We start from the raw sequence: 14,409 nt of genomic DNA, 5'->3' as shown, positions 1-14,409 counted from the left end.
TTTACGCAATGACTGAACCACCGCTGTCGCCAGCAGGCTGGCTCCCACAGGAAGCACACATTCCAATGTGGGACCCAGCCTGGGCTTTACGCAATGACTGAACCACCGCTGTCGCCAGCAGGCTGGCCCCCACAGGAAGCACACATTCCAATGTGGGACCCAGCCTGGGCTTTACGCAATGACTGAACCACCGCCATCGCCAGCAGGCTGGCTCCCACAGGAAGCACACATTCCAATGTGGGAGCCAGCCTGCTGGCGATGAGGACGAACCTGACAACACACATTTTGGACAGGAACAAAAATGCCCCGATCTCTCGATCGGGGCATTAGCTAAAACTTGAAGCGTGTTACTGCTATCAGTGAGAAACCGCCCCACTCGCCCCCAAACCTGTCTGCGAACGGACAAACTGCGGGAAGAACAGCGCCCGCTCCCTGTCTGCAGCCGCCGACTTGTCGGTGATCGAGAAGAACCAGATGCCCACGAACGCGATGATCATCGAGAACAGCGCCGGGTACTCGTACGGGAAGATCGCCTTCTCGTGATGCAGGATCTGCACCCAGATGGTTGGGCCCAGGACCATCAAGCCAACAGCGCTCACCAGACCCAGCCAGCCACCGATCATTGCCCCACGGGTAGTCAGCTTCTTCCAGTACATGGAAAGCAGCAGTACCGGGAAGTTACAGCTCGCCGCGATGGAGAATGCCAGGCCCACCATGAACGCGATGTTCTGGCTTTCAAACAGGATACCCAGGCCAATCGCCAGCACCGCCAGGGCGATAGTGGTGATTTTCGACACGCGGATCTCGTCCTTCTCGTTCGCCTTGCCTTTCTTGATCACGCTGGCGTACAGGTCGTGAGACACCGCCGAAGCACCGGCCAGGGTCAGACCGGCAACCACTGCCAGGATGGTCGCGAACGCTACCGCCGAGATGAAGCCCAGGAAGATACTGCCGCCCACTGCGTTAGCCAGGTGCACCGCCGCCATGTTGTTGCCGCCCAGCAGCGCGCCAGCAGCATCTTTGAACGCCGGGTTGGTGCTAACCAGCAGGATCGCGCCGAAGCCGATGATGAAAGTCAGGATATAGAAGTAGCCAATGAAGCCGGTTGCGTACAGCACGCTTTTGCGAGCTTCCTTCGCGTCACTCACGGTGAAGAAGCGCATCAGGATGTGCGGCAGGCCAGCGGTGCCGAACATCAGCGCCAGGCCCAGGGAGAACGCGGAGACCGGATCTTTCACCAGACCGCCAGGGCTCATGATTGCGTCACCTTTAGGGTGAACCTTGATCGCCTCGGAGAACAGCGCGTTGAAGTCGAAGTTGACGTGCTTCATGACCATCAACGCCATGAACGAGGCGCCGGACAGCAACAGTACTGCCTTGATGATCTGCACCCAGGTCGTCGCCAGCATGCCGCCGAACAGCACGTACATGCACATCAGGATACCGACCAGGATCACCGCAACGTGGTAGTCGAGGCCGAACAGCAGCTGGATCAGCTTGCCGGCACCCACCATCTGCGCGATCAGGTAGAACGCCACCACCACCAGCGAACCGCAGGCGGACAGCGAGCGGATCTGGGTTTGCCCAAGGCGGTAGGACGCCACGTCGGCAAAGGTGTATTTACCCAGGTTACGCAGGCGCTCGGCGATCAGGAACAGAATGATCGGCCAGCCCACCAAGAAGCCGATCGAATAGATCAGGCCGTCGTAGCCAGAGGTGAACACCAGGGCGGAAATACCCAGGAAGGACGCCGCGGACATGTAGTCACCGGCAATCGCCAGACCGTTCTGGAAACCGGTGATCTTGCCGCCGGCCGCATAGTAGTCGGCCGCCGAGTTGTTTTTCTTCGAGGCCCAGTAGGTGATATACAAAGTAGCGCCGACAAACGCCACGAACATCAGGATCGCCGGGACATTCAGTGGCTGCTTGGCCACTGCGCCGGTCAAGGCATCCGCCGCCCAGGCACCCGGTGCAAATGCTGCAACGCTCAATAGAGCCAATAGACGCCGGATCATTGCTGAGCCTCCTTGAGAATCGCATTGTTCAGGTCGTCAAATTCGCCGTTGGCGCGTTTTACGTAGATGCCGGTCAGGATGAAGGCGGAAAGGATCAGCCCAACACCGATCGGAATGCCCCAGGTAATGGATGACTCAGGACTGATTTTCGCGCCCAGCAAATGCGGCCCGTAAGCGATCAGAAGAATGAATCCGGAGTAAAGCCCAAGCATGATCGCCGAAAGAATCCAGGCGAACTTTTCTCGCTTGCTAACCAGCTCCTTGAAACGCGGGCTGTTTTGAATCGAGAGGTAAATGCTGTCGTTCATTGTTTTTATCCTCGCAGCACAGATTATTGTTGGAACGTTATCCACTCTATGCGGCTGCGGGCCAGGTTCCAGACGACCTTAGTATTAGAACGACATGACAGACTCGCCATTTTCCAGCAGGAAACAATTTCCCTACCTTAAACATGACTGTAGGAGCTGCCGCAGGCTGCGATCTTTTGATCTTGAAAAATCAAAATCAAAAGATCGCAGCCTGCGGCAGTTCCTACAGGGGATAGGTGCCTGACCTCAGATTTACTTGATCCAGTCAGCCACACGCTCAGGGTGTTTCGCGACCCAAGCCTTCGCTGCGGCGTCTGGCTTGGCGCCATCCTGGATGGCCAGCATCACTTCGCCGATTTCGTCTTTCGACGCCCACTGGAAGTTCTTCAGGAACTTGGCCACTTCCGGTGCCTTGGTCGCCAGCTCTTTGCTGCCGATGCTGTTCACGGTTTCAGCCGCGCCATAGACGCCTTTCGGGTCGTCGAGGAAGCGCAGTTTCCACTTGGCGAACATCCAGTGTGGCACCCAGCCGGTAACGGCGATGGATTCGTTCTTTTTCTCGGCACGGGTCAGCTCGGCAATCATGCCGGCGCCGGAGCTTGCCTTGAGGGTGTAATTGCTCAGGCCGTAATCCTTGATCGCCTGATCGGTCTTGAGCATCACGCCCGAACCGGCGTCGATGCCAACGATGCGGCCCTTGAAGCTGTCGTCGGTTTTCAGGTCTTCAATCGACTTGGCTTTGACGTACTCCGGCACGATCAAGCCAATCTTGGCATCCTTGAAGTTCGGACCGTAGTCGACTACCTGGTCCTTGTTCTTGGCCCAGTAGTCGCCGTGGGTCACCGGCAGCCAGGCGGAGAGCATGGCGTCGAGTTTGCCGGTGGCCACGCCCTGCCACATGATCCCGGTCGCTACCGCTTGCAGCTTCACGTCATAACCGAGTTTCTGCTTGATCACTTCGGCCGCCACATGAGTAGTCGCGACGCTGTCGGACCAACCGTCGACATAACCGATGCTCAGGGTCTTGCTCTCGGCATTGGCCATTGTGGAGCCAATCGCAAGCACCAGAGCGGCACCCGCGCCTAAAAGTCGTCGCATCTTCATCGTTACTTCCCCGAAAGTGCTGCGCTCGACGGATGCCGAGTCGCGTCAACGTATTGTTCTGGTGCGCCGCGCCCCCATCACGCACACCGCAAGCTCGTTCGATCATCAGCTCGGTTTTTCCATGAGAGCACTGACGCCTCGATAATCAACCTGACGCCGCAGGCGACCTGCTCTGCCAGCGACCTCAAGCCATCGAGAAACGACATCAGAACGCCATTAATGATCGCCGCTCCCCCGCAACCGGCCAATCCGCCCGAACATTGCATGTCAAAACCATGCGAGGCACCAAGCGCGCGGTAAATGCAGGTAACATGCCCCGCTTTGCTCCCAGACGGCCTGACCATGTCCGCGACCTCGCGCTTTCCTTTTTTTGCCTATCTGTTCGCCTGCCTGCTTGGGCTTTTTGCCTTGTGTGGTTTCTGGTACGGCCTTGGTAAACCGGTGATCCTGCCGGACGTCGCCAGCGCTACACACAAGTTGCAGTGCGCTTCCTACACGCCGTTCGACAAGGACCAGTCGCCGTTCGACGTGCCGTTCAAATTACGCCCCGAGCGCATGGACGCCGATCTCGCCCTGCTCGCCACGCGCTTTGAATGCATCCGCACCTACTCAATGACCGGCCTCGAAGCCCTGCCAGATCTGGCGCGCAAGCATGGCCTGAAGTTGATGATCGGCGCCTGGGTCAACAGCAACCCGGTGGACACGGCCAAGGAAGTCGACCTGCTGATCGCTTCGGCCAATGCCAATGCCGACGTGGTGACGTCGGTGATCGTCGGCAACGAAGTGCTGCTGCGCAAGGAAATCACCGGCCCGCAACTGGCCGTGCTGATCAACAGGGTCAAGAGCCAGGTCAAGCAACCCGTGACCTATGCCGACGTCTGGGAATTCTGGCTCAAGCACCCGGAAATAGCCCCGGCGGTGGATTTCCTGACTATCCATTTGCTGCCGTACTGGGAAGACGACCCCTCCAACATTGATGCCGCACTGCAGCATGTGGCCGAAGTGCGCCAGGTGTTCGGCAACAAATTCGCCCCCAAGGACGTCATGATTGGCGAAACCGGCTGGCCGAGCGAAGGCCGCCAGCGCGAGACGGCCCTGCCCAGCCGGGTCAATGAAGCCAAGTTCATCCGCGGTTTTGTCGCCATGGCAGAACAACAGGGTTGGCACTACAACTTGATCGAAGCCTTCGACCAGCCATGGAAACGCGCCAGTGAAGGCGCAGTGGGCGGTTACTGGGGGCTGTTCGATGCTGATCGCCAGGATAAGGGCGTGCTGGCCGGTCCCGTGTCTAACGTGCCGTACTGGGCGCAATGGCTGGTGGTCGGCGGCTTGATTTTCCTCGGTACCCTGGTGCTTGGCGGTCGCGTGCGCAGCACTCGCGCGGCGCTGGTGCTGCCTTTATTGGGTGCCTTGGCAGCGTGTTCCATCGGCGCGTGGGGCGACCTGGCACGCGTCACCACCCGCTTTGCCAGCGAATGGCTGTGGGTCGCGTTACTGACAGCATTAAATCTGTTGGTGCTGGCCCATGCCGCACTGACATTGAGCGCTCGCACGGGCTGGCGTGCACGAGCATTCAATGTGCTGGAGCGCAGGGCCGGCTGGCTGGTCGCCGGCGCAGGCTTTGCCGCTGCGGTGATGATGCTGGAACTGGTGTTCGATGCGCGTTATCGCAGCTTCCCAAGCATGGCATTCATCCTGCCGGCGCTGATCTACCTGTGCCGCCCGGTGAGCGTGCCACGCCGGGAAATCGCCGTGCTGACGTTCATTATCGGCGCAGGCATTGCGCCGCAGCTGTTTGTAGAAGGGTTGCAGAACCAGCAGGCCTGGGGCTGGGCGCTGGTGAGCGGGCTGATGGTCGCGGCATTGTGGCGGTGCTTGCGGGTTCGTCAGCAGGGCTGATCTTTGCGCAAACCTGCGGGCCTCATCGCGGGCAAGCCTTGCCCGCGGCGGCCTCTATCAGGCGCTACGAGCCGCCCGCACCAGCCGCAAAGCTGCAATTACCACCGCAAACACCGCCAACGTGGTGTTGTACAACGCCAATGCCGGAAACCCCAGCACCAGGGCCAACACCGCCAACCACCACCCCGCCCGGCCGGGCACAACAAACCCCAGCACCGCTGCGGCGATCGCCGACCAGCCCAATACCTTGAAGTGAATCATCAAACCCAGGCTCGAACGCGCCTGGCATTCCCAGCGACTGGCCTCATCCACGCAGATGCCCACCCACTGCGCGTCTTCCATGAAGCCATAACGTGCGCCGTAACTGGCGGCCAGCCACAACGGCAGCAAAACAAGCAGCAGGATCACGGGTAGACGGCGGGACATGGGGCACTCCAATAGGCGAAAACGGCCGCCAGCTTAATCTTCCTCACAATTTAATCAAACGCGCGCGACAGATAAGTAGTCATCAAATGGCTGCAAAGTGTATCGTCCAGCTACTATTACCCGGAATTACGCCTGTTTCGTGCCGATGCGTGGCACTTTGGCGGCAAAGCCGTGGTCATAGCCTGCGAACTTCATCCGGCACCTTCCTCTAAGGGATCTAGTCATGCTCCGTTCCTTGCGCTTCGCCGCCCTGTTTGGCGGCCTTATTTTGAGTGCGTCCGCACTGGCGGTCGACATCGACGCCGCCAGTTATGGCTATCCCTTGACCAACCCGTTTGAGGCCACCATTGCCACGACTCCACCGGACCTGCGTCCGGAGTTGCCGCTGGACGACGACATCAATCAGGAAGACCGCAGCGTCACCCTGCGGCCGGAGCGCGCATTCGAACTGCCGGACAACTTCTGGGCGGTCAAGAAGCTTACCTATCGCATCGCCACCCAGGACAAAGCCGCGCCGCTGATCTTCCTGATCGCCGGTACCGGCGCGCGCTATGACAGCAGCCTCAACGAATATTTGAAAAAGCTCTACTACAAGGCCGGCTACCACGTCGTGCAGTTGTCCTCGCCGACCAGCTTCGACTTCATCAGCGCCGCCTCGCGCTTCGCCACCCCCGGCATAACCAAGGAAGATGCCGAAGACATGTACCGGGTCATGCAGGCGGTGCGGGCGCAGAATCCGAAAGTACCGGTGACCGAGTACTACCTCACCGGCTACAGCCTGGGCGCCCTGGATGCGGCCTTTGTCGCGCACCTGGACGAGACCCGCCGCAGTTTCAATTTCAAGAAAGTGCTGCTGCTCAACCCACCGGTCAACCTTTACACCTCCATCACCAACCTGGACAAACTCGTCCAGACCGAGGTTAAAGGCATCAACAACAGCACCACCTTTTATGAACTGGTGCTGAACAAACTGACCCGCTACTTCCAGCAGAAAGGTTACGTCGACCTCAACGATGCGCTGCTCTACGACTTCCAGCAGTCCAAGCAGCACTTGAGCAACGAACAGATGGCGATGTTGATCGGCACCTCGTTCCGCTTCTCGGCAGCCGATATTTCGTTCACCTCGGACTTGATCAACCGTCGCGGCCTGATTACTCCACCGAAATACCCGATCACCGAAGGCACCAGCCTTACACCGTTCCTCAAGCGCGCGCTGCAGTGTGATTTCGACTGCTACATCACCGAACAGGTGATTCCGATGTGGCGTGCCCGCACGGACGGGGGCAGCCTGCTGCAGTTGATCGACCAGGTGAGCCTGTACGCGCTCGAGGATTACCTGCGCGACAGCCCGAAAATTTCCGTTATGCACAACGCCGACGATGTGATCCTGGGCCCCGGTGACCTGGGTTTCCTGCGCAAGACGTTCGGTGATCGCCTGACCGTTTATCCATTGGGCGGCCATTGCGGCAACCTCAATTACCGCGTCAACAGCGACGCCATGCTGGAGTTCTTCCGTGGCTAAATCTCTCCTGCTTATCGCAGCGTTACTCTGTGCAGGCGTCGCCCATGCCGACAACAGCAAAGCCAATGCGCCTATCGTCGTCGATAGCGATGGCTTCAAGGAGCCGCTGAGCAAACTCAAGTTCAACCCGGGGCTGGATCAGCGCGAGTTCGAGCGCTCGACGCTCAATGCGCTGAACGTCTATGACCCACTGGAAGAGTGGAACCGCCGGGTTTACCACTTCAACTACCGCTTTGACCAATGGGTGTTCCTGCCTGTGGTCGATGGCTACCGCTACATCACGCCGAGCTTCCTGCGCACCGGCGTGAGCAACTTCTTCAACAACCTCGGCGATGTGCCGAACCTGATGAACAGCCTGCTGCAGTTCAAGGGCAAGCGCTCGATGGAAACCACCGCGCGCCTGCTGCTGAACACCACGATCGGCATCGCCGGCCTCTGGGACCCGGCCACCGCCATGGGCCTGCCGCGCCAGAGCGAAGACTTCGGCCAGACCCTGGGCTTCTACGGCGTACCGGGCGGCGCCTACTTCGTGCTGCCAATCCTCGGCCCGTCCAACATCCGCGACACCGGCGGCCTGGCCGTGGACTTTACCGCCGAGTCGGCGATCAACTTCCTCAACGTTTCGGAAGTCAGCTCCAACCACCCGGAAGTCTGGATGCTGCGCGCAGTTGATCGGCGCTATCAGACCAGCTTCCGTTACGGCCAGCTGAACTCGCCGTTCGAGTACGAGAAGGTGCGCTACGTCTATACCGAGTCGCGCAAGTTGCAGATCGCCGAGTAACAGCGGCAACATCAAAACCAATTGTGGGAGCGGGCTTGCCCGCGATGGGGCCACAACATTCATCCTCTACGTTGAATGTCGCGCCGCCATCGCGGGCAAGCCCGCTCCCACATTGGACAGTATTAACTTTGAAATGCGTGCAGCTTCAGCTCTTCAGCGCTTTCCAGATCTTGCTCACCAGCATCACCCCCGCCAGCACCACCGCACCCGCCACAATTCCCGCCACGGCATTAAGCAACATCGGCACGATAAACCCGGCCCCGCCAGCACTCACGCTGACCTCCTCGATCCAGTGATGAACCACCGGCACGCCATGGGTCAGAATCCCGCCACCGACCAGGAACATCGCCGCCGTACCAATCACCGAAAGGCTTTTCATCATGTAGGGCGCGGCCCGCAGGATTGCGTTGCCGATGCTCTTGGCCATCTGGCCTGGCTTCTGGGTCAGCCACAAGCCCAGATCATCGAGTTTGACGATACCCGCGACCAGGCCGTAGACGCCCACGGTCATCACGATGGCGATCCCCGACAACACGATGACCTGCTGGGTCAGCGAAGCGCCAGCCACGGTTCCCAGGGTGATGGCGATGATTTCCGCCGACAGGATGAAATCAGTACGAATGGCGCCCTTGATTTTATCCTTCTCGAAAGCCACCAGGTCGGTCGCCGGGTCGGCTACCGCCTCGACCAGCTGAGCGTGTTCAGCCTCGTCCTCAGCCTTGCTGTGGAGGAATTTATGCGCCAGCTTCTCGAACCCTTCAAAGCACAGGTAAGCACCACCGACCATTAGCAATGGTGTGACCAGCCACGGGATGAATGCGCTGATCGCCAGCGCCGACGGCACCAGGATCAGCTTATTCAGGAACGAGCCCTTGGCAACGGCCCATACCACCGGTATTTCGCGCTCGGCACGTACTCCGGACACCTGCTGCGCATTGAGAGCCAGGTCATCACCCAGCACGCCAGCCGTCTTTTTCGCGGCCATCTTGGTCATCAGCGCCACATCGTCGAGCACCGCGGCGATGTCGTCGATCAGCAACAGCAAACTGCTTCCTGCCATGAATGAAATTTCCTGCAAAGAGTGAATGCTGGGCAGCATAGCCTGCCAGAGCCGTCGCGGGGCATTCTTGAGCGGTGCGCAAAGCCGGTGCTACCATGCGCCACCGCCAGTACAGGCAAGGAACCACCTGGTTTATGAGCACTATCCGCGAGCGCAACAAAGAACTGATCCTGCGTGCCGCCAGTGAAGAATTTGCCGACAAGGGCTTCGCTGCGACCAAAACCAGTGACATCGCAGCCAAGGCGGGTTTGCCCAAGCCTAACGTCTACTACTATTTCAAATCCAAGGAAAACCTCTACCGCGAGGTTCTGGAAAGCATCATCGAGCCCATCCTGCAGGCCTCGACGCCGTTCAACGCCGACGGTGTACCCAGTGAAGTGCTGAGCGGTTACATCCGCTCGAAAATCCGCATCTCCCGCGACCTGCCGTTCGCCTCCAAGGTGTTCGCCAGCGAAATCATGCACGGCGCCCCGCACCTGAGCGCCGACCTGGTCGAACAACTGAACAGCCAGGCCAAGCACAACATCGACTGCATCCAGACCTGGATCGACCGCGGCCAGATCGCAACGATCGACCCTAATCACCTGATGTTCAGCATCTGGGCAGCGACTCAGACGTATGCAGACTTTGACTGGCAGATCACTGCAATTACCGGCAAGGCGAAGCTGGATGAAGAGGATTACGAAGCAGCGGCGCAGACGATTATCCGGTTGGTGTTGAAGGGGTGTGAGCCGGACTGATGTCATCGCCAGCAGGCTGGCTCCCACAGTTGAACTCTGACAATCAGACAACACCCTGTGGGAGCCCGGACTCACGTCATCGCCAGCAGGCTGGCTCCCACAGTTGAACTCTGACAATCAGACAACACCCTGTGGGAGCCCGGACTCACGTCATCGCCAGCAGGCTGGCTCCCACAGTTGGACTCTGACAATCAGACAACACCCTGTGGGAGCCCGGACTCACGTCATCGCCAGCAGGCTGGCTCCCACAGTTGAACTCTGACAATCAGATAACACCCTGTGGGAGCCCGGACTCACGTCATCGCCAGCAGGCTGGCCCCCACAGTTGAACTCTGACAATCAGACAACACCCTGTGGGAGCCAGCCTGCTGGCGATGGGGACGACTCCGATTCGGTTCAAACCCAGATAGCATCCCACAACGGATAGTCGCCAAGCTTCTCTACCAGTCCAGCCCGCAGCGGGTTGGCTACAACATATCGAGCCATTTTCACTAAATCCTCTTCCCGCCGCAGCGCCCGATCATGAAACCCTCTCTGCCAGAGACTGGTGGTTCGACCGGTAGACTGCTTCACTGCCTTGGTGCTCAAGGATTTAGTCCTTTGCACCAGTGCACCCAACGACCCCTGCCGCAACTCAATCAACCAATGAAAGTGATCGGGCATGACAACCCATGCCAGTGAGTTGGCGAAGCCTTGATCCTGAGCGCAGCGAAATTGATTGACCACCCCTCTACCCAAGGAGAAATCCTTGAATATCGGTTCTCGGTCGCGAGTATTGATAGTCAGCAGGTAAATGCGGCTGGATTCAGCATAGCGGCCGATTCGCAGGCGCTTTGAAGCGGGTAAATCAGGCATTCCTTTGCCCTTTGCATGATTGATTCAGGAACTAGGCTAGTCCTGATATTCCCCAAGGGCGGGGCAGACAGTTAGCTGGATGTGTCTGAATGTCCGTCATCGCCAGCAGGCTGGCTCCCACAGTTGATCTCTGACACTCCAGATAAACCCCTGTGGGAGCCAGCCTGCTGGCGATAGCGGTATCAATCACCCATAGATCAAGCCACTACTCCAGCATCCGCCCGCAACCCCGACGCCTCGATCGCACTGATTGCACACTGCTCATCAACATCCGAAAGATCGCCGCTGATCCCCACCGCTCCCAGTACATTCCCATCCTGATCCCGAATCAGCACACCACCCGGTGCCGGCACCACACTGCCCTGCCCCAAACTGTTCAAGGCCGCGATGAATGCCGGGCGTTGTTGTGCGTCCAGTGCCAGCAGGCGAGACCCCTTGCCCAGGGCGATTGCGCCCCAGGCCTTCCCGATGGCCACTTGCGGGCGCAGCAGGCTGGCGCCGTCCTCGCGCTGCAAGGTGATCAAGTGCCCGCCGGCATCCAGTACTGCAATGGTCAATGGAGCCGCAGAGATTGCACGCCCTGCCGAAATGGCCTGATTGACCAGGTTGACTGCAACTTTCAAGGTTAAAGCGCTCATGGTGCCGTCCTCATTTTGTTATAGGTAAAGCCAGTGGCCTGCGCGAAAGTGCCGCAGGCCGATGCAACAAATAGAACACAATGAACTATTTTTTTGTATACAATAATTATCGAAAAGCGCCACATGCGACGAAAAGCCACAGCACACAGGGCTTCCGACGAATGAAACAGTCGCTTGAGAAAATGGATTGACCTGCGCCGTCCGCCGTGAATAAACTCTGCGCAAAGCCACTTGTATACAATTACAAAACGTAAGAGGCACAAAACCATGAGCAAAATGAGAGCAATCGAAGCCGCCGTTCTGGTGATGCGCCGTGAAGGGGTTGATACCGCTTTTGGCATCCCGGGCGCCGCAATCAACCCGCTGTACTCCGCCCTGCAAAAGGTCGGCGGCATCGATCACGTCCTCGCTCGCCACGTTGAAGGCGCCTCGCACATGGCCGAGGGCTATACCCGCACCAAGGCTGGCAACATCGGCGTGTGCATCGGCACTTCGGGACCTGCTGGTACGGACATGGTCACCGGGCTCTACAGCGCCTCGGCCGACTCGATTCCAATCCTCTGCATCACCGGCCAGGCCCCCCGCGCCCGTATGCACAAGGAAGATTTCCAGGCGGTGGACATCACCGCCATCGTCAAGCCGGTCACCAAGTGGGCGACCACTGTGATGGAACCGGGCCAGGTGCCCTACGCTTTCCAGAAAGCCTTCTACGAAATGCGCTCCGGTCGCCCGGGCCCGGTGCTGATCGACCTGCCGTTCGATGTGCAAATGGCCGAGATCGAATTCGACATCGACGCCTACGAACCACTGCCACTGGCCAAGCCGACCGCTAACCGCGTGCAGATCGAGAAGGCCCTGGCCATGCTCGACCAGGCTGAGCGCCCATTGCTGGTCGCCGGTGGTGGCATCATCAACGCCGATGCCGCCGAGCTGCTGGTGGAGTTCGCCGAGCTGACCGGAATTCCCGTTATCCCGACCCTGATGGGCTGGGGCACGATTCCGGACGATCACCCATTGATGGTGGGCATGGTCGGCCTGCAGACCTCGCACCGCTACGGCAACGCCACGATGCTCAAGTCCGACCTGGTGCTGGGCGTGGGCAACCGTTGGGCCAACCGTCACACCGGTTCGATCGACGTCTACACCGAAGGCCGCAAGTTCATTCACGTCGACATCGAGCCGACCCAGATCGGCCGCGTGTTCACCCCGGACCTGGGCATCGTTTCCGATGCTGCCGCCGCGCTGACCGTGTTCATCGAAGTCGCTCGCGAATGGCAGGCAGCCGGCAAGCTGAAAAACCGAAGCGCCTGGCTGCAGGACTGCCAACAGCGCAAGGCCAGCCTGCACCGCAAGACCCACTTCGACAACGTGCCGGTCAAGCCGCAACGCGTGTATGAAGAAATGAACCAGGTGTTCGGCAAGGACACCTGCTACGTCAGCACCATCGGTCTGTCGCAGATTGCCGGCGCGCAGTTCCTGCATGTGTACAAGCCGCGTCACTGGATCAACTGTGGCCAGGCCGGTCCGTTGGGCTGGACCATTCCGGCGGCACTGGGCGTGGTCAAGGCAGATCCGAGCCGCAAGGTCGTGGCACTGTCGGGCGACTATGATTTCCAGTTCATGATCGAAGAACTGGCCGTGGGCGCGCAGTTCAAACTGCCGTACATCCACGTTGTGGTAAACAACTCGTACCTGGGCCTGATCCGTCAGGCGCAGCGCGGTTTTGACATGGACTACTGCGTGCAGCTGTCCTTCGATAACCTCAACGCTCCGGAACTCAACGGTTACGGCGTCGATCACGTCGCGGTCGCCGAAGGCCTGGGTTGCAAGGCACTGCGTGTGTTCGAACCGGCTCAGATCCAGCCTGCCCTGCGCAAGGCCCAGGAACTGATCGAAGAGTTCAAGGTGCCGGTGATCGTAGAGATTATCCTGGAACGTGTGACCAACATTTCCATGGGTACCGAGATCAACGCCGTCAACGAGTTCGAAGACCTGGCGCTGGTCGGCAACGACGCACCGACGGCGATTTCGTTGCTCGACTGATCCACTATTGCTGATGGTTCACCCCGCGTAGGAGCTGCCGCAGGTTCGGGCCGCGTTCGGACGATCTTTTGATCTTTTGATCTTTGATGCTGAAGATCAAGATCAAGATCAAAAGATCGCAGCCTGCGGCAGCTCCTACACAGAGCCGTCATTCTCAATTTATAGCAGGAGACCACCATGCCGCGTTTCGCAGCCAACCTGTCCATGCTGTTCACCGAACAGGATTTTCTTGCCCGTTTCGAAGCGGCCGCCAAAGCCGGTTTCAGTGGTGTCGAGTACCTGTTTCCTTACGATTTCAGCTCGGCCGAGATCAAGGCCACCCTCGACGCCAACGGCCTGACCCAGGTGCTGTTCAACCTGCCGGCCGGTGACTGGGCCAAGGGCGAGCGGGGCATCGCGTGCCTGCCGGATCGGGTTGAAGAATTCCGCGCCGGTGTCGACCTGGCGATTGCCTACGCGCAAGTGCTGGGCAATACCCAGGTCAACTGCCTGGCGGGCATTCGTCCACAAGGCGTGGATGACGCCACCGTGGAAAAAACCTTTGTCGCCAACCTCAAGTACGCAGCCGACAAGCTGCAGGCGGCTGGGATCAAGCTGGTCATGGAAGCGATCAACACCCGCGACATTCCGGGTTTCTACCTGAACAACACGGCCCAGGCCCTGTCGATTCGCGAACAGGTCGGCAGCGCCAACCTGTTCCTGCAATACGACATCTACCACATGCAAATCATGGAAGGCGACCTGGCCCGCACCCTGCAATCGCACCTGGGCGAGATCAACCATGTGCAGTTGGCCGACAACCCGGGGCGTAACGAACCCGGTACCGGTGAGATCAACTACCGCTTCCTGTTCGAGCACCTGGACCGCATCGGTTACCAGGGGTGGGTGGGCTGCGAGTACAAGCCGTTGACCACCACTGAAGCCGGTCTGGGCTGGCTCAAGACCCATAACGCGATCTAAACGAACATGACATCTCTGTAGGAGCTGCCGAAGGCTGCGATCTTTTGATCTTGATTTT

13 protein-coding genes are annotated in these 14,409 nt (G+C 59.1%); 6 read left to right on the top strand and 7 right to left on the bottom strand.

Going from position 1 to position 14,409, the window contains the following annotated elements:
• Window positions 1-356 precede the first annotated feature (356 nt).
• The 3 genes from EQV97_RS27810 to EQV97_RS27800 form a co-directional block, all read right to left on the bottom strand.
• Window positions 357-2,015, bottom strand: coding sequence for a cation acetate symporter (locus tag EQV97_RS27810; protein WP_225569083.1), 1,659 nt, complete (start codon window positions 2,013-2,015; stop codon window positions 357-359).
• Complete coding sequence (locus tag EQV97_RS27805; RefSeq protein ID WP_042558286.1) at window positions 2,012-2,323, bottom strand: DUF485 domain-containing protein; 312 nt, start codon at window positions 2,321-2,323, stop codon at window positions 2,012-2,014. The genes EQV97_RS27810 and EQV97_RS27805 overlap by 4 nt, the downstream gene beginning before the upstream one ends.
• A 252-nt stretch (window positions 2,324-2,575) precedes the next feature.
• Window positions 2,576-3,427, bottom strand: a complete 852-nt coding sequence (locus EQV97_RS27800) for a glycine betaine ABC transporter substrate-binding protein (protein ID WP_045057752.1) — start codon at window positions 3,425-3,427, stop codon at window positions 2,576-2,578.
• Between the two features lie 300 nt (window positions 3,428-3,727).
• Between EQV97_RS27800 and EQV97_RS27795 the strand changes: the two genes are divergently transcribed.
• Window positions 3,728-5,326, top strand: coding sequence for a beta (1-6) glucans synthase (locus EQV97_RS27795; RefSeq protein ID WP_225569082.1), 1,599 nt, complete (start codon window positions 3,728-3,730; stop codon window positions 5,324-5,326).
• 57 nt (window positions 5,327-5,383) lie between these two features.
• Here EQV97_RS27795 and EQV97_RS27790 read toward each other — a convergent pair whose 3' ends face one another.
• Window positions 5,384-5,752, bottom strand: coding sequence for a hypothetical protein (locus EQV97_RS27790; protein ID WP_045057750.1), 369 nt, complete (start codon window positions 5,750-5,752; stop codon window positions 5,384-5,386).
• Window positions 5,753-5,975: 223 nt separating this feature from the next.
• On the opposite strand from EQV97_RS27790, the gene EQV97_RS27785 reads away from it, so the two are divergent.
• Complete coding sequence (locus EQV97_RS27785) at window positions 5,976-7,274, top strand: serine/threonine protein kinase (RefSeq protein ID WP_122837982.1); 1,299 nt, start codon at window positions 5,976-5,978, stop codon at window positions 7,272-7,274.
• Entirely contained in the window at window positions 7,267-8,055 is a 789-nt protein-coding gene (locus EQV97_RS27780; protein WP_045057748.1) for a VacJ family lipoprotein, read from the top strand. Before EQV97_RS27785 ends, EQV97_RS27780 begins: the two co-directional genes overlap by 8 nt.
• Window positions 8,056-8,200: 145 nt before the next feature.
• Here EQV97_RS27780 and EQV97_RS27775 read toward each other — a convergent pair whose 3' ends face one another.
• Complete coding sequence (locus tag EQV97_RS27775; RefSeq protein ID WP_122837981.1) at window positions 8,201-9,115, bottom strand: DUF808 domain-containing protein; 915 nt, start codon at window positions 9,113-9,115, stop codon at window positions 8,201-8,203.
• A gap of 134 nt (window positions 9,116-9,249) precedes the next feature.
• Here EQV97_RS27775 and EQV97_RS27770 point away from each other — a divergent pair, with 134 nt between their 5' ends.
• Complete coding sequence (locus EQV97_RS27770; protein WP_045057747.1) at window positions 9,250-9,855, top strand: TetR/AcrR family transcriptional regulator; 606 nt, start codon at window positions 9,250-9,252, stop codon at window positions 9,853-9,855.
• A gap of 396 nt (window positions 9,856-10,251) precedes the next feature.
• Here EQV97_RS27770 and EQV97_RS27765 read toward each other — a convergent pair whose 3' ends face one another.
• On the bottom strand, window positions 10,252-10,710 hold the full coding sequence (locus EQV97_RS27765; RefSeq protein WP_240890468.1) for a transposase: 459 nt from the start codon (window positions 10,708-10,710) through the stop codon (window positions 10,252-10,254).
• 197 nt (window positions 10,711-10,907) lie between these two features.
• Window positions 10,908-11,348, bottom strand: coding sequence for a heme-binding protein (locus EQV97_RS27760; protein ID WP_045057745.1), 441 nt, complete (start codon window positions 11,346-11,348; stop codon window positions 10,908-10,910).
• 267 nt (window positions 11,349-11,615) lie between these two features.
• On the opposite strand from EQV97_RS27760, the gene gcl reads away from it, so the two are divergent.
• Window positions 11,616-13,391, top strand: a complete 1,776-nt coding sequence (gcl, locus tag EQV97_RS27755) for a glyoxylate carboligase (RefSeq protein WP_122837978.1) — start codon at window positions 11,616-11,618, stop codon at window positions 13,389-13,391.
• A gap of 177 nt (window positions 13,392-13,568) precedes the next feature.
• Window positions 13,569-14,351, top strand: a complete 783-nt coding sequence (gene hyi, locus EQV97_RS27750) for a hydroxypyruvate isomerase (RefSeq protein WP_045061177.1) — start codon at window positions 13,569-13,571, stop codon at window positions 14,349-14,351.
• The last annotated feature ends 58 nt before the right edge of the window (window positions 14,352-14,409 follow it).

It is taken from the genome of Pseudomonas sp. TMW22090, assembly GCF_022496665.1.
Taxonomy (GTDB): Bacteria; Pseudomonadota; Gammaproteobacteria; order Pseudomonadales; family Pseudomonadaceae; genus Aquipseudomonas; species Aquipseudomonas gregormendelii.
The sequence above is the reverse complement of the archived record's forward strand: the minus strand, read 5'-3'. Positions and strand labels throughout refer to the sequence as shown.